At 70.1% G+C, this 19,515-nt stretch carries 14 protein-coding genes; 1 reads left to right on the plus strand and 13 read right to left on the minus strand.

What is annotated here, in order from left to right; all coding sequences use genetic code 11:
- Nucleotides 1–86: 86 nt before the first annotated feature.
- The 13 genes from ACIA73_RS16940 to ACIA73_RS17000 form a co-directional block, all read right to left on the minus strand.
- The gene (locus tag ACIA73_RS16940) at nt 87–1,442 is read right to left on the minus strand and encodes a VWA domain-containing protein (protein WP_399439282.1); all 1,356 of its coding nucleotides are present in this window, start codon (nt 1,440–1,442) and stop codon (nt 87–89) included.
- Between the two features lie 189 nt (nt 1,443–1,631).
- A complete protein-coding gene (locus tag ACIA73_RS16945; protein ID WP_399439283.1) occupies nt 1,632–3,095 on the minus strand; it encodes a protein phosphatase 2C domain-containing protein in 1,464 nt (487 codons plus the stop codon).
- A 2-nt stretch (nt 3,096–3,097) separates the two neighbouring features.
- On the minus strand, nt 3,098–5,851 hold the full coding sequence (locus ACIA73_RS16950) for a tetratricopeptide repeat protein (protein WP_399439284.1): 2,754 nt from the start codon (nt 5,849–5,851) through the stop codon (nt 3,098–3,100).
- Complete coding sequence (locus ACIA73_RS16955; RefSeq protein WP_399439285.1) at nt 5,848–7,194, minus strand: hypothetical protein; 1,347 nt, start codon at nt 7,192–7,194, stop codon at nt 5,848–5,850. Before ACIA73_RS16955 ends, ACIA73_RS16950 begins: the two co-directional genes overlap by 4 nt.
- 88 nt (nt 7,195–7,282) lie before the next feature.
- A complete protein-coding gene (locus tag ACIA73_RS16960; RefSeq protein ID WP_399439286.1) occupies nt 7,283–8,314 on the minus strand; it encodes a glutamate ABC transporter substrate-binding protein in 1,032 nt (343 codons plus the stop codon).
- Nucleotides 8,315–8,457: 143 nt separating this feature from the next.
- Nucleotides 8,458–9,888, minus strand: a complete 1,431-nt coding sequence (locus ACIA73_RS16965) for a hypothetical protein (protein ID WP_399439287.1) — start codon at nt 9,886–9,888, stop codon at nt 8,458–8,460.
- Between the two features lie 706 nt (nt 9,889–10,594).
- Entirely contained in the window at nt 10,595–11,581 is a 987-nt protein-coding gene (locus tag ACIA73_RS16970) for an N-acetylglucosamine kinase (RefSeq protein ID WP_399439288.1), read from the minus strand.
- Nucleotides 11,578–12,843, minus strand: coding sequence for a 6-phospho-beta-glucosidase (locus ACIA73_RS16975; RefSeq protein WP_399439289.1), 1,266 nt, complete (start codon nt 12,841–12,843; stop codon nt 11,578–11,580). The genes ACIA73_RS16970 and ACIA73_RS16975 overlap by 4 nt, the downstream gene beginning before the upstream one ends.
- A 12-nt stretch (nt 12,844–12,855) precedes the next feature.
- Nucleotides 12,856–13,755 (minus strand): carbohydrate ABC transporter permease, encoded by a 900-nt coding sequence (locus ACIA73_RS16980; protein WP_399439290.1) that lies wholly within the window; start codon nt 13,753–13,755, stop codon nt 12,856–12,858.
- 5 nt (nt 13,756–13,760) lie between these two features.
- Complete coding sequence (locus ACIA73_RS16985) at nt 13,761–14,732, minus strand: carbohydrate ABC transporter permease (RefSeq protein ID WP_399439291.1); 972 nt, start codon at nt 14,730–14,732, stop codon at nt 13,761–13,763.
- Nucleotides 14,733–14,739: 7 nt separating this feature from the next.
- Entirely contained in the window at nt 14,740–16,074 is a 1,335-nt protein-coding gene (locus ACIA73_RS16990) for an ABC transporter substrate-binding protein (protein ID WP_399439292.1), read from the minus strand.
- 55 nt (nt 16,075–16,129) lie between these two features.
- Complete coding sequence (locus ACIA73_RS16995) at nt 16,130–17,326, minus strand: ROK family protein (RefSeq protein ID WP_399439293.1); 1,197 nt, start codon at nt 17,324–17,326, stop codon at nt 16,130–16,132.
- A 171-nt stretch (nt 17,327–17,497) separates the two neighbouring features.
- Nucleotides 17,498–18,598 carry a mechanosensitive ion channel family protein gene (locus tag ACIA73_RS17000; protein WP_399439294.1) on the minus strand — a complete coding sequence of 367 codons (1,101 nt, stop codon included), beginning with the start codon at nt 18,596–18,598 and terminating at the stop codon, nt 17,498–17,500.
- Between the two features lie 243 nt (nt 18,599–18,841).
- Here ACIA73_RS17000 and ACIA73_RS17005 point away from each other — a divergent pair, with 243 nt between their 5' ends.
- On the plus strand, nt 18,842–19,396 hold the full coding sequence (locus tag ACIA73_RS17005; RefSeq protein WP_399439295.1) for an HNH endonuclease: 555 nt from the start codon (nt 18,842–18,844) through the stop codon (nt 19,394–19,396).
- Nucleotides 19,397–19,515: the final 119 nt, after the last annotated feature.

Below are 19,515 nucleotides of genomic sequence, written 5' to 3' on the forward strand. Positions count from 1 at the left end.
TTCCCCCTCTCCTCGTCCGGCCCGCAGGCCGTACACAGCTCTGAATCAGCTTGACCGAAAACGTCGCGTTCGACGTCTTCTTTCTTTTACTTCTTTACACGGACGGTCTTCGTGGAGCGCGTTTCGAGAGTCATCTCGTCCGCTTCCGCGACCTTCGCCTTCAGCCGCACAGTACCCGTCGCCTCGTCGACGACGTCCACCACCTTCGCAAGCAGTTTCGCAGTATCCGCGTTCCCGGAGGCGGCCGCGAGCTGAACGGCCCGTCCCAGTTTGGACGTAGCGCCGTCGAAATCTCCCGACTTCCGCGCATCCAGTCCCTGTTGGATTGCTTGTGCAAGTTCCGCCTGGCCCGTGTAGTGGGCGACCTGCGGATTGATGGAGGTGGAGGCGACCATGTCGTCGGTCCACACCGCGCGTACCAGACCCTGGGACAGCGTGGTCGGGGTGCCACCGGCCGTGTCCGGGAGGATCAGCGAGACCCGGGCCGCCAGCATTTCCTGCCCCACACCGGCCTCCGGCACCTGCACGCACACGTGGTAGTCGCGCGACTCGTCGCCCCAGGAACCGGTCGGGTAGTCGCCCGCGCGGGGTCCCGCCTCGGTGCGCCGGGAGGTCAGCTCCTCGACGGTGGGAGCGACCTGCTTGACGAATTTGATCTCGACCCCGACGGGCGTCCAGAGCCGCAGATTCACATCCGCGACCTCCTTGCCCATCGCGTTCTCCATCATCTGCGTGAAGTCCGCGGAAAGCCCCGAGGGGTCGGCCACGATGTCGGCGGTGCCGAGCAGCGCGGACGCGATGGCGGTGACTTCCTTCACTTCCCAGTCGGTTCCCACGCCCCGGGCGTCACACGTGAAACGTCCGGCACAGGCTTCCAGGGCGGCCGCCAGGTCCTTCGGCGACTCGTGCTCGTTGCGGCCGTCGGTCAGCAGGATGCCGTGCCGGATGGGCGCGTCGGAGGAGGCGAGAAGACGGTCGGTCATCTTCAGCCAGGTGCCGATCGCGGTGCCGCCGCCCGCGGTCAGCGAGCGCAGCGCCGTCTTGGCCTGGGCACGGGTCTCGGAGTTCGCGGTGGCCAGCCGGTCCTGCCCCGGGTAGACCTGCTTGGCGAGGTGGGTGCCGCCGACGACGGCGAACTCGACGCCGTCGCGCAGCGCGTCGATCGCCGCCGAGGTGGCGTCGCGGGCACCGCGCATCTTGGTCGGCGGGTAGTCCATCGAACCCGAACAGTCGACCATGATCACTACGGCTGCCGCAGGACCTTCGCCGGGTATGTGTGCGGGCGAGGCGGTCGCCCCCGTGAGCGTCGCCCCACTGGTACCGCCGCCGGTCGAGGTGACCGTGACGATCGCGTTGACCTCACGGCCGCCTTCCGGCAGGAACTCGTTCTGGTACACGTCGACGGAGAACTGCGGCACATTGGATTTGGAGAAATTGGCCATCGGATCGGCTCCTAGCGAGTCCTGCGGATGGTGCGAGACCTGGTTCGGACGTGGCTCGGGCGGGGTGCGCCACCGGTACTTTCCGTGCTGCCGTACTTCTCTCGGTGCACCGCATCTCACGGTGCACCGCTTCCCTCGTGCACTGCTTCTCTCGTGCGCACGGCGGACGGCTCCCCCCGGCCGGACCTCCTACTGCTGTGCGGCGCCGCTTCCGTAGGCGGATCCTGCCCCTTGCGGCAGCATCGGGAACGGCAGCACCGCCACTGTTACGTTGTCGTGGCCGCCGCCGTCGAGCGCGTGCCCCACCAGCACCTGCGCACTGTGCAGCGGACGCGTCGCCGCATCTGCGGGAATGGCGCGCGCCATGTCCTGCGCGGCCTCCGCGTAGTTCCACAGCCCGTCGGTGCAGACGACGACCACACCCGGCCGGTCCGGCTTGAAGGACGCGGTGTGCGGATCGATCTCGTACGCGTCCGCGCCCAGCCATCCGGTGATCGCGTGCGCCCGGTCGTCGGCGTACGCCTCGGCCTCGCCCATCAGACCCGCGGCGACCATCTGCGCCGCCCACGAGTCGTCCTCGGTGAGCCGGGCCGGCGGGGCGGAACGGTCGTCCGGCACCCAGTAGACCCGGCTGTCACCGATCCAGCCGACGACCAGCAGGCCGCCCGCCACGATCGAGGAGACCAGCGTGCAGGCCGGGGCGTTCTGGTGGCGGTGCGGGTCGTGCTCCTGTGCCTGTGACTGATCGGCGGCCAGCACGTTGACCGCCTCGGCGGCGGCCAGGATCGCCTCGTGCAGGGCCTGCTGCGGGTGGGTGCCCAGCGGCAGCGACTCAAGGAGCAGGGCGTTGGCGGTGGCCGACGCGGCGGCCGAGGCCTCGTCGGGGCGGGTCGCCGACGACACCCCGTCGCAGACCACGGCGATGGTCGCCGTGGTGCCGTCGGGCAGCTGCGCCTCGGAGATCGCGAAGGCGTCCTCGTTGCGGTGATGACGCAGACCACGGTCGCTGACCGCGGCCACCGTGCCCAACTCCCGTTCCTGGTGATCGCGTTCACGGGGCTGGGCGTGCCCGCAGTTCTCGCAGTAGCCGTCGGTGTCGATCCGGCCCGCCCGGCAGGCGACGCACACCTTCTGCGGCTGCTGGGCCACCGGGGCGGCCAGCGGGAAGTCGTCGACGGTGGGGACCTGGAAGACGGGCATGTCGGCGGTGTCCTCGCCGCCGTCGTAGTCGTCGTCCTGACCGCCCTGCCCCGCGCGGCCCTCGTGCGCACCGGCGCCGCGCGGGTCCCGGGGGTCGCCGGCGTGACCGGGGCCGGAGGCCGGACCGGGGTCCGGGGCATGACCGGGAGCAGGCGCGTGACCGGGCTCCGCGATGTGGGCGGGGGCCACGGTGTGGTCGGTGCCGTCCGGGAAGCCCGGGTCGGACACGTCCGGGGTCGGTCTGCCGGTGGACTGCCCGTTGGGCGCAGGGGCGGCCAACGGCCCGTCCGGGGACTCTTCCGGCGCGTGGGCCCCGATGGCGACCGTCGGACGGTCGCCGGGCGGCTCGGGCACGGCCGTCAGGTCGTACCCGCACACCTCACAGAAGGAGTCGCCCGTTTCCAGCGGCTCCTCACAGCCGGGGCAGGCCGACAGCTGGTGCGTCTGCGACATCATCACACCCAAGTCCGGGGGCGGAGGCGGTTGGCCCGCTCCACCAATTCGATCCTCTCGTCGCCGCGCTGCGCGAGCCGCGCGAGCACGCGGTACGAGCGTTCCAGCCCGAAGCGCAGGCCCCGCTCGTCCAGCGGGCTGCCGAGCAGCGCGGTCTGCACGGGGCGGGCCCCGTGCCCACCGGAGAGTACCCAGTCCAGTGCACAACCCAGCACCTCGGTGGCCAGCTGCTCACGGCGTACGGCGTCAAGACCGAAGCCCTGAAGGGCCTCGACCTGCGCCGCGGACGCCAGTAGATCGTCGATCAGCGGGTCACTGGCGGCGCGCCGCCGCAGCCTCGCCCGTACGGCGGCGACACGTGCCGCCGTGTAGTGGATCGACGCCTCCGGCACCGACTCCAGCGTCCTTACGGCGCCGGGCCGGTCGCCCGCCGCCAGCTGGACGCGGGCCAGACCGAACGCGGCGCTCACGTACGAGGGGTCGGTCGTCCACACCAGGCGGTAGTACTCCGCCGCGTTGTCCAGCTGGCCGAGCACTTCCGCGCAGACCGCGAGGGCCAGCTTCGGGGAGGCCTCGCCGGGGAACGCGTCGTAGATCGCGTCGAAGGACAGCGCCGCCGTCTCGTTGTCGCCGGTGGCCAGCGAGGCGATGCCCCGGTACCAGACCACCCGCCAGTCGTCCGGGTAGGCGGCCTCCAGCTCGGCCAGGGTGCGGGCGGCGGTGGCCAGATCGCCCATCTCCAGCAGCGCCCGCAGCTCCCGCAGCCGGCGCTCCACCGAGTCGGCGGGCGCCGACTGGAGGGCGGAGATCAGTTCGGTGGGCGCGGACGCCATCAGACCCGCGAGGAACCCGGCGTTCGGGTCGTTCGGGTCGACCCGGGGAACCGGCAGGGCGAGCGAGGTGATCCGGGCCTCCAGCGCACGGAGGTACGCGGCGTTCTCCGGGATCACCGAGGGAGGCGAGGCCGGAGCGCCGGGCGGGGGAGTCGGGGCGCCGGGCAGCCCGGCGGTCGGCGGCACGGCGAGGCCGCCTTGGGTGGGGGCGTACGCGACGGCCGTGGCCGAGCCAGGGACGCCGCCCGGCTGCTGCGGAGGGCCGCCGGGCGGCGGCGCACCCTGGAGGGCGTAACCGGGCTGTCCCGGCGGGACCTGCGGAAGCGGGGCGTGCTGGGCCGGCTGCGCGTGCTGGGCCTGCGCCGGGATCCGCGCCGCCGCCCCGTTCGTCCTCTGCCGGGCGCGGCGCGGCGCGGGCAGCGACCGTATCCCCAACTGCGAGACAGAACCGGTCAGTTCCGCGAACAGGCCGGTGTCCGTCACCCGCAGCTCGGGCCCGAACAACGTCGACAGCGACGGCCTCGGCTTCCCCGTCTGGAGCGCCACGACCTCCCGCAGCACCCCCGTCAGCTGATCCGCCATCTCCGAGGCGGAGGCGAACCGGCGCGCCGGGTCGGGGTCCGTCGCCCGTACCAGCAGGCGGTAGAAGGACTCGTACTTCTGGAAGACCGGAATGTTGTCCGGGTCCGGGAGCGAGTCCACGAACACATTGGTGTAGCCCTGGAAGTCGAAGGTGAGCACCGCCAGGGTGCGCGCCACCGTGTACAGGTCGGAGGCCACCGAAGGGCCGACCTCGGCGACCTCGGGCGCCTGGTAGCCGACCGTGCCGTAGATGGCCGACTCCTCGTCGTCCATCCGCCGGACCGCACCCATGTCGATCAGCTTCAGCTGGTCCTGCTGCTGAATCGCGTTGTCGACCTTGAAGTCGCAGTACAGAAGGTTCCGGCTGTGCAGATGGCCGAGGGCTTCGAGCGCCTCGATGCCGTACGCGCAGGCCTGCTCGACCGGCAGCGGGTCACGCTTCCCGCCGGTGTCGCGGCGCTCGTTGGCTATCTCCTTCAGCGACTTGCCGCCGACGTACTCCATGACGATGTAGCCGTCCATGGAGCCGGTGCGGGTGTCCAGGTGCTCGACGAAGTTGTAGATCCGCACGATGTTGGAGTGCTCGATCTCGGCGAGGAAGCGCCGCTCGGAGATCGCCGCCGCCATCGCGTCCTGGTCACCGGTGTCCAGCAGGCCCTTGAGGACCACCCACCGGTCGGACACCGCCTTGTCGACAGCGAGATACACCCAGCCGAGACCACCGTGCGCCAGACAGCCCGCCACCTCGTACTGCCCGCGCACCACATCGCCCGGACCCAGCTTGGGCACGAACGAGTACGGGTTGCCGCACTTGGTGCAGAAGCCCTCGGTGCGCCCGATCCGCTCACCCCGGGTACGCCCGACGGGGGCCCCGCACTCCGAGCGCGAACAGAACCGCTTCCGCTCGGGAACCTCCGGGTTCTCCATGATGGCCGTACGGGGATCCGGGCGCGGCACCTCGGGCACCGTGACCAGACCCGCACCCAGCCGGTTGCGCCCGGAGGCGGCCGTCGACTTGCCGGAGGAACGCACCGACACCGAACGGGACGTGGTCGCCCCCGACAGCGCCCGCGAGAGCCGGCCCGAGACCGAACGGCGCGAGGTCGCCGAACGGGACGAGCGCGAGGCCTGCGAGGAAGCCCGCGAACTGCTCCGCGCGGAACTGCTGTTGGAGCCCCGGGACGACGCCTTGCCGCCCCCGGTGACCCCGGTCATGGACGAGGCGATCAGGCCGGTCGGCGACACCACGGGCGCCAGCCCGCAGGTGTCGCAGTACATCTCCCCGCCGCCCATGTCCTCGTAGGTGCCCCCGCAACCGGGGCGCTGACAGGCCGTGCTCATGAATTACCCCCGTTGATACGGTCGTTGGGTCCCTGCGCCCGTGGCGTCAGGACCTCCCTGGCGGTCTCCTGGTAGCGCAGTACCGCCTGCCCGGCGGCGCGCAGGTCGCACGGCGCGCTCCACAGCATCCGGCGGGCCGCGTCGTAGCGCTCGACCAGCTGCGGGTCCTCGGCCATCCCGTGCCGGGCGACCTTCGCCTTGTACGCGTCCAGCCTGCCGCGCAGCTCGGCCCGGACGGCCAGCGGTGCCGTGACCGCGCTCAGCGACTCCCGGGCGCGCAGCAGTTCGTCCTCGGCGTCCCGCTCCAGCGAGTCGAGCAGCGGGGACAGCCGGTGCCAGCGGGCGTGCCTGCGGTGCTCCGACGCCGCCGCCAGGAGTTCCTGGAGCGCGGTGGGCGGGCCGCTCACCGCGGGCACCTCGGACCCGGCGATCTTCGCCAGGACCTCGCCGCGCGCCGACCTGGCCTCGGTGAGGGTGCGGTCCGCCCGGGACAGCACGTCGCGCAGCCGCACCAGCCGCTGCTCGGCGTCCTGCCGCACGGTCAGCACGGCGTCGATCTCCCGCCGCACGTCCTCCAGGGCGCGCGCCGCCCGGTCGTAGCGGTCGGTGTCAGGTCGGCCGCCCCCGGGCGCCGAACTCCCCGGCGCCGCACGCCAGAAGGCCAGCGGATCCGACACCACCTGTGCCCGCAGCGTCGCCAGCTCCTGAGTGATCTCCTCCAGGTCGTCCCCGGCCGGATGCTCGCCCGGCCGCACGCCCACCGAGTGCGCCAGCGAACGGGTGCGGTGCAGCTCGGCCGCCAGCAGATCTATCCGTGCGGGCAGCGCCGACCACACCGCGTCGGCGGTCACCACCATGTCCAGGGACGCGGCGTACAGCTTGTTCATCCGCTTCACCAGTTCGGTGAGCGAGAAGTGCTCGGAGAGCTTGGCCGGACCGGTGATCGAGGCCGGCACGCCGTGCGCGTGCGCGCCGCCGGAGACGGTGACACCGTTGCCCCGGAGTACGTCGGTCAGTTCGGCCAGGTCCTCCCGGCTGGGCCAGCGCCGCCGCGCCCGCACCTCGCGGGCACCCTCCAGGGCGGCCGCGTACGCGTCGAAGTACGTCCACAGCAGAGTGATCGACTGCTCGGCGGACGCCCACTTGTCCTTGGTGAGGCCGGTCAGCTCCGCCCCCTCCAGGAGGCGGCGCCCGGCGTGGTCCTGGAGAGCGAGCAGCGAGGTCTCGATCGCCTCGTGCTCGGCGCCGAGCCGCGCCAGCGCGCGGTCCACCTGGTCCCGGTCCAGGACCGCCCCCGGGGGGTGGTTCTCCGCCGATCCGGAGGGGGAACCCGCGACGCCCATCGATCACCTCTCCGCTTCTGCCGTCAACTGCCGTTGCTTCCTCGGGTGTTCACCTTCCCAGGTGCTCCCTCGCGTACTGCCGATCCGCTCAGTTCCTGAACTTCGGGGGCGGCGGTCCGGTCAGATCCGGCAGGTCCGCCTCCAGCCAGCGCCCGTAACTGATCTGCCAGGCCGTCTTGTTGCTGTTCGGTGCCTTCGCCGTGCTGTAGGTGTTCAGCACCTTGTTGATCCGGCTCACCAGATCGGAGTCGTTCTTGTTGGTCGCGACGCCGTAGAACTCGGTGGTGAACGCGTCGCCCTTCAGTTCGATCGCCGGGTCCTGCGCCGCCTGGCTGGCCGCCAGGGCGTTGTCCGTGACGATCGCGTCGACCTGACCGAGCTGGAGCCGCACCAGGCAGTCCAGCTGGTTGGGCACGATGAACTCGCCGGTGTCGAAGAGCGCGCCGTGTGCGTCCTTCTTCATCGCGTCGTACGCCGTGGAGCCCTTGGCGGTGCACACCCGCTTGCCCTTCAGGGTGTCGTCGTACCCGGTGATGTCCGACCCCTTGGGGGCCAGCACCTGCTGACCCGCCTGGAAGTAGGCGTGGGAGAACGCGACGTCCTTGATGCGCTTGCAGTTGACCGTCATCGTGCGCACCACGATGTCGATCTTGTTAGCCTGGAGCAGCGGGATCCGCTGACTGGTCGGTATGGCCTGGTAGATGACATCGTCGGGGCTGCCCAGGATCTCCTGGGCGATGGCCTTGACGATGTCGATGTCGAAGCCTTCGAGATTCCCGCTCGCCGGATTGCGGTAGCCCCAGCGGTAGCTGTTCTGGTCGACGCCCGCGATCAGCTTGCCCCGGGCCTTGATCTTCTGGATCGCGGCCCCGTCCGGCAGCCCCGGGCGCAGACTGGCCTCCGGGTCCTTGCAGTCGTCGGCCTTCGCGGCCCTCGCCGCGGTGACCCCACCGCCGGACGCGGCCACGGTGTCCGCGCCGGCGTCCTTCCCGGCGGGCAGCGGCAGCACCGCGGCCCCCGCCGTCAGCGCACAGGCGGCGGACAGCGCGAGCAGACCGGACCGCCAGCCACCCCGCAGGGTCCGGGCCGAACCACGCCTCTTCGCCCCGTTCCTGTTCATCGCACTCCCTCCGGCCGCCTCGTCCTGCCTGCCCGGCCCGCGCCGACCGCCCGAACCGTCATGACTGCCCGGCCCGTGCTGCCCACCCGCTCCGTCCTGACCGCGCTGTCCACCAGGTTCGTCCTGTGCACCCTGCACCCTCATCACCTGAACTCCGCGAGCCTGCGGCCGATACCGAGCAGCGCCGCGCCCGCCGCGAGCACGGCCAGCACCAGCGCCCCGATGGTCAGCCCGGACAGTGCCCCGCGGCCGCTCTCGGCGGCCTCGGTGAACTCCCGCTGCTCCCAGTTCAAGGCCTGCTCCAGCGCCTTGTCCACCTGGGCGAAGGTCTCACCGGTCGACTCCGAGCCGGGGCCCTCGCCGATGACCTTGTCCAGTGCCTTCTTGTAGTCGCCGAGGTCGTCGTGGGTGCGGGCCTCGCCGTGCCGGGTCTTCCAGTTGCCGACGCTGGTCACGGCCTGCCCCACCGGGGTGCGGCCCTCGTTGTTGTCCGCGAGCCGCTTGGCGTCGTCCAGCCGCTGCACCAGGGCCGCCATGTTGGAGGCGTACTCCACCTCGTACTTGTCCTTGTTGTCCGCGGTGGTGACCGCACCCCGGGACACCAGGGTCAGGTTCTCGTTGGCACGGGCCTGCAGCGAGTTGATCCGGGCGTCGCTGAGGACCTTCAACGACTCCTGACCGTTCTTGCGGGAGTCGTCCAGATCGGATGCGGCCACTGCGTGCCCGACCGCCAGCCACAGCAGTACGGCGACCGAGGCGACCGAGGCACCCAGCAGGCCGTGGTTGAACACCCGGTGCGTACGCAGATAGTTGCGGCGCTGGGACCAGCCGAGCGCACCGAGCGCCAGCACGCCGACGGCCAGCGCGGCGTACGGCCAGGAACTCGCGTCGTCCAGGTCCCGGTAGAGACGCTTGGTCTCCGCGTCGTACAGCCGCTTGGCGGCCGGCAGCAGCTGGGTCGACATCTGCTCGTTGGCGTACCGGAGGTAGGCGCCGCCGAGCGGCAGGCCCTGCCGGTTGTTGGCGCGGGCGCGCTCGATCAGCCCGGTGTACCGGGGGAGTTGCTGGTTGAGCTTGGCTATCTCCTGGCCGGAGGTGCTCGAACCGTCGGTGTTCGCCGCCGCCTTCACCAGCAGGCGGGACGCCTCCGCGATGTCCTTGTCGTACTTCTCGGTCACTGAGCGCGGCTCCTGCGCACCGGCCAGGAAACCGCTGGCGGCGGAGGTGTCGGCATCGGCGAGCGAACGGTAGATGCTGGCCGCGTCGGCGGACAGCGGCTGGCTGCGCGACACCACGTCGTCGGCGGCGGCGGAGCGGTCGGAGACCTGCCAGGCGGTGGCCGCGCCGAACGCGAGGACCAGCAGGGCCAGTACGGCCCCGATGACCCTGAGCCGGCCCGGCTCGGTGGTCGCCCCGGCCTTCAGCCGCTCCATACCCTCGGACCATGCGCTGGTGTGCGCGGGCGGCAGGGGCCCACTGCTCGTGGGCCCCTGCGTGGGCACGTGCGTGGATGCGGGCGCGGGAGCGGATGCCACCGCGGTCCCCCCTGGGCCGCTCATCGGCGGGTGTGCCACGTGACCTCCCCCTCGGTCGTGGACGGCTGGCCCGTCTTCCGGCGGGCTCCCCTCCCCATGAATACGTCGGAGAGATCCGTTTGGTTCCCGTACGGAGCCCGGAGTTGATCAGCGGTGCTGGTCGTCCGGGACCGGTCGTTGCCCAATTCGCGCCAGGGACATGCCACTTCGTGGCCGAATCCTATGCGCCCCACGCACCACGTGCCATGGCCCCCAACCCCCCGCCCACCTCCTCCCCAAATGCCCCCTCCCTCCCGGGGCGGGCGGCGGGGCCGCCACCCCCTTCACTCCTGATAGCCCGCCGGGGCGGTGGTGCCGCCACACCCTCGCGTTACCCCGCCCCGCTTGGGCGGCGGGGCCGCCCCCCCCGGGGGCGGGACGGGCGGGCAAGGGGGCGGCCCCCGACGGAGTCGCCACCCTTGCCGTCCCGGCCCGCCCCGGCACCGCTCCCACCCCGGAGCGTCGGCCCGCTGCGCGGGGCTTCACCCCACCCCGCCCCTTCCCGAAACTGGGGGCGGGCCCCCAGACCCCGACAAGGTGGCGGGCCCTCCAGGGGTGGGTGGGTGAGTGGCAGGTGAGTGGGGGCTGGTCGCGCAGTTCCCCGCGCCCCTAAAGGGGCGCGTCCGCGCGGCGGTAGCCGCAGAGTGACACAGCCCCGCGCCCCTGGAGAGGGGTCCAGGGCAAGCGCGGAGCCCTCCTTCCGCCCCTACACGTACCGCCCCCGCAACCTCCGATGCGCCTCCCCCGACGCCCCCACCCGATCCAGCCCCAACTGCGCCGCCCCCAGCACCGGCGCCACCGTCACCACCCGTACCGTCGCCTTCGGGGCCCGCTCCGCCAGCCGGTTGGCGATGCGGTCGTTCAACTCCGGGTGCCCGGCGGCCAGCACGCTGCCGCCGAGCAGGACCGGGGCCTCCTCGTCGAGGAGACCGAGACGGCCGAGGGCGACCGAGGCCATCGCGACGACCTCGTCCGCCAGCCGGTGCACCAGCGACCGCGCCACTGCGTCGCCGCCCGTGCTGACCGAGAACACCAGCGGGGCGACCTCGTGCTGCCGGACGGCCGGGATCCGGCCGAGGTGCAGGGCCTCGATCAGGGCGTACATGGAGTCGAGGCCGAAGTGAGCGGGCAGGGCGTGCATCAGGGCGGTGGGGCCGCCCCGCCCGTCCTCCGCCCGGGCGGCGAACCACATCGCCTCGTCCGCCAGGCCCCCGCCGCCACCCCAGTCCCCGGAGATCTTCCCGATCGCCGGGAAACGGGCGGTGCGCCCGTCGGGCAGCATGCCCACACAGTTGATGCCCGCGCCGCACACCACCGCGACACCGCGCGGCTCGTCGACCCCGGCACGCAGGATGGCGAAGGTGTCGTTGCGGACCTCGGTCGTACGGCCCCAGCCGCGCGCCTGGACCGCGACAGCCAACTCCTCCTCCTCGACCGGCAGATCGGCGTTGGCGAGACAGGCCGACACATGATCGACGGCATCCACGCCGGCCACCCGCATCGCCCGCACCACCGCCTCCGCGAGCACATCGACCGCCGCCTGGACCCCCACCAGGGGCGGCTGGAAACCGCCGCCCCTGCCGGTGCCCAGGAGGCTGCCGTCCGCGCCGATCACCGCCACGTCGGTCTTGCTGTTGCCCGCGTCGATCGCAAGGACGCTGCCGGCCTCGAACTTGCCCGCGGCAGTGCTCACGCCCACGCCAGGTGCTCCCTGTTGTGCGCGATCAGCTTGTCCGTGAGGGCTTCCGCGTACTCGAACTGGCCGATGAGGGGGTGGGCGAGCAGCGCCTTGAAGACGCGCTCGCGACCCCCGTGCAGGGCCGCTTCGAGAGCGAGGTTCTCGTAGGCCGTGACATGGGAGATCAGCCCCGCGTACATCGGGTCGAGGGCCGGTACGGCGAGCGGGGTCGCGCCCGACGCGTCGATGCGGGCCTGGGTCTCGATGACCGCGTCGTCGGGGAGGAAGGGCAGGGTGCCCTTGTTGTAGGTGTTGACGACCTGGAGGGGTGAGCCGCCACCGCCCAGCAGCCCCGACGCCAGGTCGACGGCCGCCTCCGAGTAGAAGGCGCCGCCGCGCTTGGCGAGGAGTTCGGGCTTCTCGTCGAGGGTGGGATTGCCGTAAAGGGCAAGCAATTCCTTTTCCATGGCGGCGACTTCGGCGGCCCGGGACGGCTTGGTGCCGAGTTCCCGGACGACCTCGTCGTGCTGGTAGAAGTAGCGCAGGTAGTAGGAGGGGACGACGCCGAGACGGTCCACGACGGCGCGCGGCATGTGCAGGTCGGCGGCGATGGTGTCGCCGTGCTCGGCGATCAGCTTGGGAAGCAGGTTCTCGCCGGCCGGGCCGCCGAGACGGACACCCAGCTCCCAGGTGAGGTGGTTGAGACCCACGTGGTCGAGGTGGACCTCGGCCGGGGAGACGTCGAGGAGCGCCGCGAACTTCCGCTGGAAACCGATGGCCACGTTGCACAGACCGACGGCCTTGTGCCCGGCGTTGAGCAGGGCACGGGTGACGATGCCCACCGGATTGGTGAAGTCGATGATCCAGGCCTCGGGGTTGGTACGGCGTACCCGCTCGGCGATGTCGAGAACGACCGGGACCGTGCGCAGCGCCTTGGCGAGACCGCCCGCACCCGTCGTCTCCTGGCCGACGCAGCCGCACTCCAGCGGCCACGTCTCGTCCTGGTTGCGGGCCGCCTGGCCGCCCACGCGGAGCTGGAGCAGCACCGCGTCGGCGTCGGCGACGCCCGCGTCCAGGTCGGAGGTGGTGGTGATGGTGCCCGGGTGGCCCTGCTTGGCGAAGATCCGGCGGGCGAGACCGCCTACCAGCTCCAGGCGGTCGGCCGCCGGGTCGATCAGGACGAGCTCGGTGATCGGGAGCGTGTCCCGCAGCCGTGCGAAGCCGTCGATCAACTCGGGTGTGTAGGTGGATCCTCCACCGACTACGGCGAGTTTCATGATGGTGATGACCTAGCCCTTCACTCCGGTCAGCGTGACACCCTCGACGAACGCCTTCTGGGCGAAGAAGAAGACGAGGATCACAGGGGCCATGACCAGTACGGTCGCGGCCATGGTCAGATTCCAGTTGGTCTGGTGGGCGCCCTTGAAGGACTCCAGGCCGTAACTCAGCGTCCACGCGGCCGGGTTCTCCGAGGCGTAGATCTGCGGGCCGAAGTAGTCGTTCCACAGGGCGAAGAACTGGAACAGCGCGATCGCCGCGATGCCCGGCTTGGCCATCGGCAGCACGATGCGGATCAGCGTGCGGAATTCACCGCAGCCGTCCACCTTCGCCGCGTCCAGATATTCGTTGGGAATCGTCAGCAGGAACTGGCGCAGCAGGAAGATGGAGAACGCGTCGCCGAAGGCGAGCGGGATGATCAGCGGCCACAGGGTGCCGGTGAGGTCGAACTGCTTCGACCAGAACAGATACATCGGGATGATGATGACCTGCTGCGGCAGCATCATCATCGAGATGACCAGCATCAGCGACAGATTGCGGCCCCGGAAGCGGAACTTGGCGAGCGCGTAGGCCACCGGCACCGAGGACACGACGGTCAGGAACGTGCCCACACCGGCGTACAGCAGGCTGTTCTTCCACCAGGTGAGGAAGCCCGGCGTCTGGAAGACCTGGGTGTAATTGCTCCATTCCCAGGTCTTCGGCACCAGATCGCTGGTGAGCGCCTGCTGGTCGCTCATCACCGAGGTGAGGAAGAGGAAGACGAACGGCAGCACGAAGAAGAGCGCTGCCGCGACTCCGAGGGAGTGCACACCGATCCAGTTCAGCAGTGCCTTGCGGCGGGCAGTGCGGTGGGCCGGGGTCGGCCCGGAATCCTGGGTTTTGAGCGGACGCTCAATCGTCTGGGTGGACATGGGAATTAGTCACCTGCCTGGAGAAGACCGCCGCGACGTCGCATCAGCAGGGCCGTGAAGGCCATCGCCAGGACGAAAAGGACGAGTGCGGTGACCGCGGCGGCGCCGTAGTCGAAGCGCTGGAAGCCGAGGTTGTAGACGAGCTGAGGCAGGGTCAGGGTCGACTTGTCCGGGAAACCGGGCTCGAACTGCTGGCCCGAGTTGCCGATGATGCCGGAGGCGACCTTCCCCGCCACCAAGGGCTGGGTGTAGTACTGCATCGCCTGGATGACCCCGGTGACCACCGCGAACATCACGATGGGCGAGATGTTGGGCAGCGTCACGAACCGGAACCGCTGCCAGCCGGAAGCGCCGTCCAGCTCCGCCGCCTCGTACTGCTCCTTCGGTACGTCGAGCAGCGCGGCCATGAAGATGACCATCAGGTCGCCGATGCCCCACACCGCGAGGATGGTGAGCGCCGGCTTGGAGAACGCCGGGTCGGTGAACCACTCCGGGGTGGGCAGCCCGAGGCTGCCCAGGATCTCGTTGACCGGACCCGTGCCCGGGTTCAGCAGGAAGACGAAGCCGAGGGTCGCCGCGACCGGCGGGGCCAGGTACGGCAGGTAGAAGAGGGTACGGAAGACGCCCGTACCTGTCTTGATCTTGGTGATCAGCAGACCGATGCCGAGGCCGAAGACAACCCGGCAGATCACCATCACGACGACCAGCCACAGGGTGTTGCGCATGGCGGGCCAGAAGTTCGGATAGTCGCTGAAGACGTACGTCCAGTTGTCCAGACCGTTGAAGGTCGGGGCGCCGAAGCCGTCGTACTTCATGAAGGAGAAGTACACGGTCGACACGAGCGGGTACGCGAAGAACACCGCGAACCCGATCAGCCAGGGCGACATGAAGGCCGCCGTACGCAGTGCCGATTTTCGGTGCTTCGCCACCAGGGCCGGCGCGCGACGCTGCGTACGGAGCGTGTGCTGCGTGGTCATGAGCGGACTACTTCGCCTTCGCGATGTCGGTGTCGATCTGCTTCGCCAGCTTTTCGAGACCCGCCTTCAGGTCCTTCTCGGCGCCCTTTTCGTAGAGGTAGCCGAAGTCCTGGATGGCGTTGAGGTACGTGGCACCGTTGACCGCTCCGGCCGGGGTGTTGGACTTCGGGTGCTGGGCGATGTCCAGGAAGGTCTTGAACTCCGGGTCGTTCTTCAGGTCCGGCGACTTCAGCGCCTCGAAGGTCGAGGGCACGTTGTGGATCGCGTTGGAGAACTCCACGACCGCCTTGGTGTCGGTCGTCATGAACTTCACCAGCTCCCAGGCGGCGTTCTGCTTCTCGCTCTGCGGAGCGATGCCCATCACCGTGCCGGAGAGGAAGCCCTTGCCGTAACTGTCCTTCTGGCTGTCCGGAACCGGCATCGGCGCGACACCGATCTCGAACGGCACCTTGGCCTCCTTCGCCATGCCCAGACGCCACTCACCGTCCAGTTGCATCGCCACCTGGCCGGTGTGGAACGGGTGCTTCGGGCTGAACTCGTCACCGAAGGTGTTGCGGAACTTCTCCAGCTTCTTGATCCCGCCGAGGTCGTCGACCAGCTTCTTCTGCGTGGTGAACATGTCGGTGAATTCAGGGCCCTTGGCAACGTTGGACTTGCCGTCCTTGTCGAAGTACTCCGGGCTCCAGCTGCCCAGGTAGTGCTCGACGGTCGTCTCGTAGCCGTGGAAAGCGGGCATGAAGCCCAGCTGCTCGAAGCTGTCGCCCTTGGCCTTGGTCAGCTTCTTCGCGGTGTCGGCCAGCTCGGAGAATGTCTTCGGGGGCGCGGTCACGCCGGCCGCCTTGAAGGCGTCCTTGTTGTAGTAGAGCCCGTACGCGTCCGCGAGCAGCGGCAGGGCGCAGCGCTTCCCCTCGAACTGCGTGTAGTCGAGCATGACCTTCGGGAAGGTCTTCTCCAGATCCAGCTTCGACTTCTCGATGAACGGCTTCAGATCGGCGAAGGCGCCCGAGGAGCAGAACTTGCCGATGTTGGACGTCGTGAACGACGACACCACGTCCGGGCCGGTCGAACTCTTGGTGCGCAGCGCCTGGTTGAGCTTGTCGTCGTTGATGTTGCCGACGACCTTCACCTTGATGTTCGGGTGCGCCTTCTCGAAGCGGGCGACGTTCTCCTGAATCGCCTTTACCTCGCCCGGGGCGCTCCAGCCGTGCCAGAAGTTGATCGTGGTGTTGGCCTTCGGGTCGTCCTTGGCCACGTTCTCGGCGGAGCCGGTACAGGCGGTGGCGACGACCGATATCGCGGCGACGGCGACGGCGGCAGAGGTGAGCCGACGGTTTCTGGGCATGACGGAACTCCCTGGGGCAGGACGGGGGTGGTGGATGAGCGGGCGAACGGGTTTTTTAGCGGGCCGAGGTGTCGAAGACCTCGTCACGGGTGGCTTCCAGGGCGCTCTGCAACGCACCTCTCAGCACGGGGGACTGCTGGATCTCGCCGATGACGAGACGGGGGCGGGGCGCGGCCAGTTCGGCCAGCTCCGCCTGGACACGCGCCCGCAGCGGTTCTCCGCCTGCGGCGGTCACCGCCCCGGACAGCACGATCAGTTCGGGGTCGAGCACGGCCACGATCGAGGCCAGACCGGTGGCCAGTCGCTGCGCGAACTCCGGCAGCAGCCCGGCCAGTTCGGCTTCCCCCGCGGCCGCTCGCGCCAGCAGCCCGGTGGCCACCTCCACGGCGGGCTGCTCGGGGGTGTTCACCCCGAGCTGCTTGGCGATCCGCGGTACGGAGACGGGGCCGGCCAGCTCCTGGAAGCCACCGCCGTTCGCCTGTGCCACATGCCGCATCAGCGGGGCGCCGGGCACCGGCAGGAAGCCCACCTCGCCCGCGCCGCCGGTCCAGCCGCGGTGCAGCCGCCCGCCGAGCACCAGCGCGGCACCGAGCCCCGCCTCCGCCCACAGCAGCACGAAGTTCTCGTGACCGCGTGCCGCCCCGAGCCGCTGCTCGGCCACCGCCGCCAGGTTCACGTCGTTCTCGTACTCGACCGGCATCGGCAGCACCGCCGCCAACTCGTCGAGCAGCGTGGCCGAGTGCCAGCCGGGCAGGTGCGAGGCGTACCGCAGCCGTCCGGTGCTCGGGTCGAAGGCGCCGGGGGTGCCGATGACGACCCGGTGCAGGTCTCCCTGCACCAGCCCGGCGTCCTTCGCGGCACCATCCAGCGCCTGCGTCACCTGGCGTACCACCCCCGTGGAGCTCCGGCCGGGGGTGGCCAGTTCGAAGTTGCCCACCGTCTCGCCGGTCAGGTCGGCGACGGCGGCGCGGATCCGGTCGGGCGTGACGTCCAGGGCGGCGACGTGCGCGGCCGACGCGTTGACGGCGTAAAGCTGCGCGTTGGGGCCCGGCCGTCCCTCGGTCGTTCCGGTGACCACGACCAGCCCGGCCGCTTCCAGGCGGGCCAGGAGCTGGGAGGCGGTCGGCTTGGAAAGCCCGGTGAGCTTGCCGATCCGGGTGCGGGAGAGCGGGCCGTGCGCCAGCAGAAGATCCAGTGCGGCACGGTCGTTCATCGCCCGCAGAACGCTCGGTGTGCCAGGCGTTACGGCCATGACGGTGTCACCTGCCTTTCGGCTGCCCACTCCCCAACGACTTTGTTAGGAAAGTTTCCTATTCAGATGAGAGGAACGTAAGGGCAGGTGAAGGGGGCGTCAATGGCAAGCACCTCCGAGGCAACCAAAGCGTTACCTACGGGGGTGCGGTGAGGTGAGGGCGAGCGGAAGCTACGGCTTGCCGAGGCTCGGGCCGGGGGCGGCCGGACCGGAGCCCGGAGAGGCGCCCACCGGTGGGATCGGGGCACTGGCCAACGCCTGCGGAGACGTCGGGTTCGCCATCGCGGAGGGGGCAGCGACACCCGCCGACGGGTCGGCCGCCTCGTCCTCGACGACCGGAACCGGGCCGCCGACGATCCGGATGCCCGCCCTGTCGAACGCGTCCTTGACGCGCCAGCGCAGCTCGCGCTCGACGCCCAGGGCCTTGCCCGGCATGGTCTTCGCGGAGAGACGCACGATCATCGAGTCGAGCAGGACCGAATCAAGGCCGAGCACCTCGATGGGACCCCAGAGCCGCTCGTTCCACGGCTCGGACTTCGCCATGTCCTCCGCGACCTCGGAGAGGACGGCCCGGATGTTCTCCAGGTCCTCGGAAGGCCGGACCTGGACGTCGATGCCGGCCGTGGCCCAGCCCTGGCTGAGGTTGCCGATCCGCTTCACCTCGCCGTTGCGGACGTACCAGATCTCACCGTTGTCGCCGCGCAGCTTGGTGACCCGCAGACCGACCTCTATGACCTCGCCGGAGGCGACGCCCGCGTCGATGGTGTCGCCGACGCCGTACTGGTCCTCAAGGATCATGAAGACGCCGGAGAGGAAGTCCGTCACCAGGTTGCGGGCGCCGAAACCGAGGGCAACGCCGGCCACACCGGCACTCGCGAGGAGCGGTGCGAGATTGATGTTCAGTGCGCCGAGCACCATCAGTGCGGCCGTACCCAGAATCACGAAGGACGCGACCGAACGGAGTACCGAGCCGATCGCCTCGGAGCGCTGGCGGCGGCGCTCGGCGTTCACCAGGAGACCGCCGAGCGCGGTGCCCTCGACCGCCTGGGCGCTGTTGTTCATATGGGCTATGAGCTTGGTGATGGTGCGGCGGATCACGGAGCGCAGCACGGTGGCGATCACGATGATCAGCAGGATGCGCAGCCCGACACTCAGCCAGGTGGACCAGTTCTGCTCCACCCAGCTCGCGGCGTTGCCCGCCTTCTCGGCCGCCTCGTCGAACGTGGCGGAATCGGCGGGCGGTTCTGCGACCAGTAGGGCGGACCAGGACACCTCGGGCACCTCCATGCGATGTGGCAGACCCACCACACTAACGGGGCAATGTGAAGGGGTCGGTTGACATCAGGGTGCGGGGCCTGTGGTCCCTGACACTCCGTCCGCCGGTTCCGGGCTGTGGTGCAAAACACTTCCGGCCCGTTACCCGGACGTGGTGGCGCCGCGACCAGGCATGAGGGGAGACTGTTCCTGCATCGTCCCGGCGCGAGCCACGCGCCGCCGACGTCCAAGGAGGCATCCGTGCCGCATGTCCTGGTACTCAACGCGTCGTACGAGCCCCTCGGCGTCGTACCGCTCCGCCGCGCGCTCGTGCTCGTCCTCGAGAACAAGGCTCTCTGCCTTGAGGAATCCGGCGCCTTTCTGCACAGTGCGACCCGTGTCGTCCCCGCGCCCAGCGTGGTCCGGCTCAAACGGTTCGTACGGGTCCCCTACCGGGGGCCCGTTCCGCTCACCCGCCGTGCGCTCTTCGCCAGGGACGGCGGGCGCTGTATGTACTGCGGTGGCGTCGCAACCAGCGTCGACCACGTCATTCCGCGCAGTCGCGGCGGACAGCACGCCTGGGAGAACGTGGTGGCGGCCTGTCGCCGCTGCAACCACGTCAAGGCGGACCGGCATCTGCTGGAGCTCGGATGGCGGCTGCGCCATCAACCGGCTCCACCGTCCGGTCTGGCCTGGCGGATCATCGGTACCGGGCACAGGGATCCGCGCTGGCTCCCTTATCTGCAACCCTTCGGTGCGGATGACGCCCTCGCCCGGATCGACGGCACGGCTTCGGTGACCACCGGAGCAGCCTGAGACCGGGATTTTCTGTATCCGCGTGCGGAAACGGCGTGGGGGGGGGGGGGGGGGGGGGGGGGGGGGGGGGCATGGCCGAGGCACAAAGTCAGTGTATATGTATGAGAGGTGGAGGGGGT

This window comes from Streptomyces sp. NPDC051561 (assembly GCF_044454195.1).
In the GTDB taxonomy this organism is placed as follows: domain Bacteria; phylum Actinomycetota; class Actinomycetes; order Streptomycetales; family Streptomycetaceae; genus Streptomyces.

Coding starts and splice junctions, on each gene's coding strand:
- ACIA73_RS16940 (WP_399439282.1), bottom strand. CDS start 1,442: ATGGCCAATTTCTCCAAATCCAATGTGCCGCAGTTCTCCGTCGACGTG.
- ACIA73_RS16945 (WP_399439283.1), bottom strand. CDS start 3,095: ATGTCGCAGACGCACCAGCTGTCGGCCTGCCCCGGCTGTGAGGAGCCG.
- ACIA73_RS16950 (WP_399439284.1), bottom strand. CDS start 5,851: ATGAGCACGGCCTGTCAGCGCCCCGGTTGCGGGGGCACCTACGAGGAC.
- ACIA73_RS16955 (WP_399439285.1), bottom strand. CDS start 7,194: ATGGGCGTCGCGGGTTCCCCCTCCGGATCGGCGGAGAACCACCCCCCG.
- ACIA73_RS16960 (WP_399439286.1), bottom strand. CDS start 8,314: ATGAACAGGAACGGGGCGAAGAGGCGTGGTTCGGCCCGGACCCTGCGG.
- ACIA73_RS16975 (WP_399439289.1), bottom strand. CDS start 12,843: ATGAAACTCGCCGTAGTCGGTGGAGGATCCACCTACACACCCGAGTTG.
- ACIA73_RS16980 (WP_399439290.1), bottom strand. CDS start 13,755: ATGTCCACCCAGACGATTGAGCGTCCGCTCAAAACCCAGGATTCCGGG.
- ACIA73_RS16985 (WP_399439291.1), bottom strand. CDS start 14,732: ATGACCACGCAGCACACGCTCCGTACGCAGCGTCGCGCGCCGGCCCTG.
- ACIA73_RS16990 (WP_399439292.1), bottom strand. CDS start 16,074: ATGCCCAGAAACCGTCGGCTCACCTCTGCCGCCGTCGCCGTCGCCGCG.
- ACIA73_RS16995 (WP_399439293.1), bottom strand. CDS start 17,326: ATGGCCGTAACGCCTGGCACACCGAGCGTTCTGCGGGCGATGAACGAC.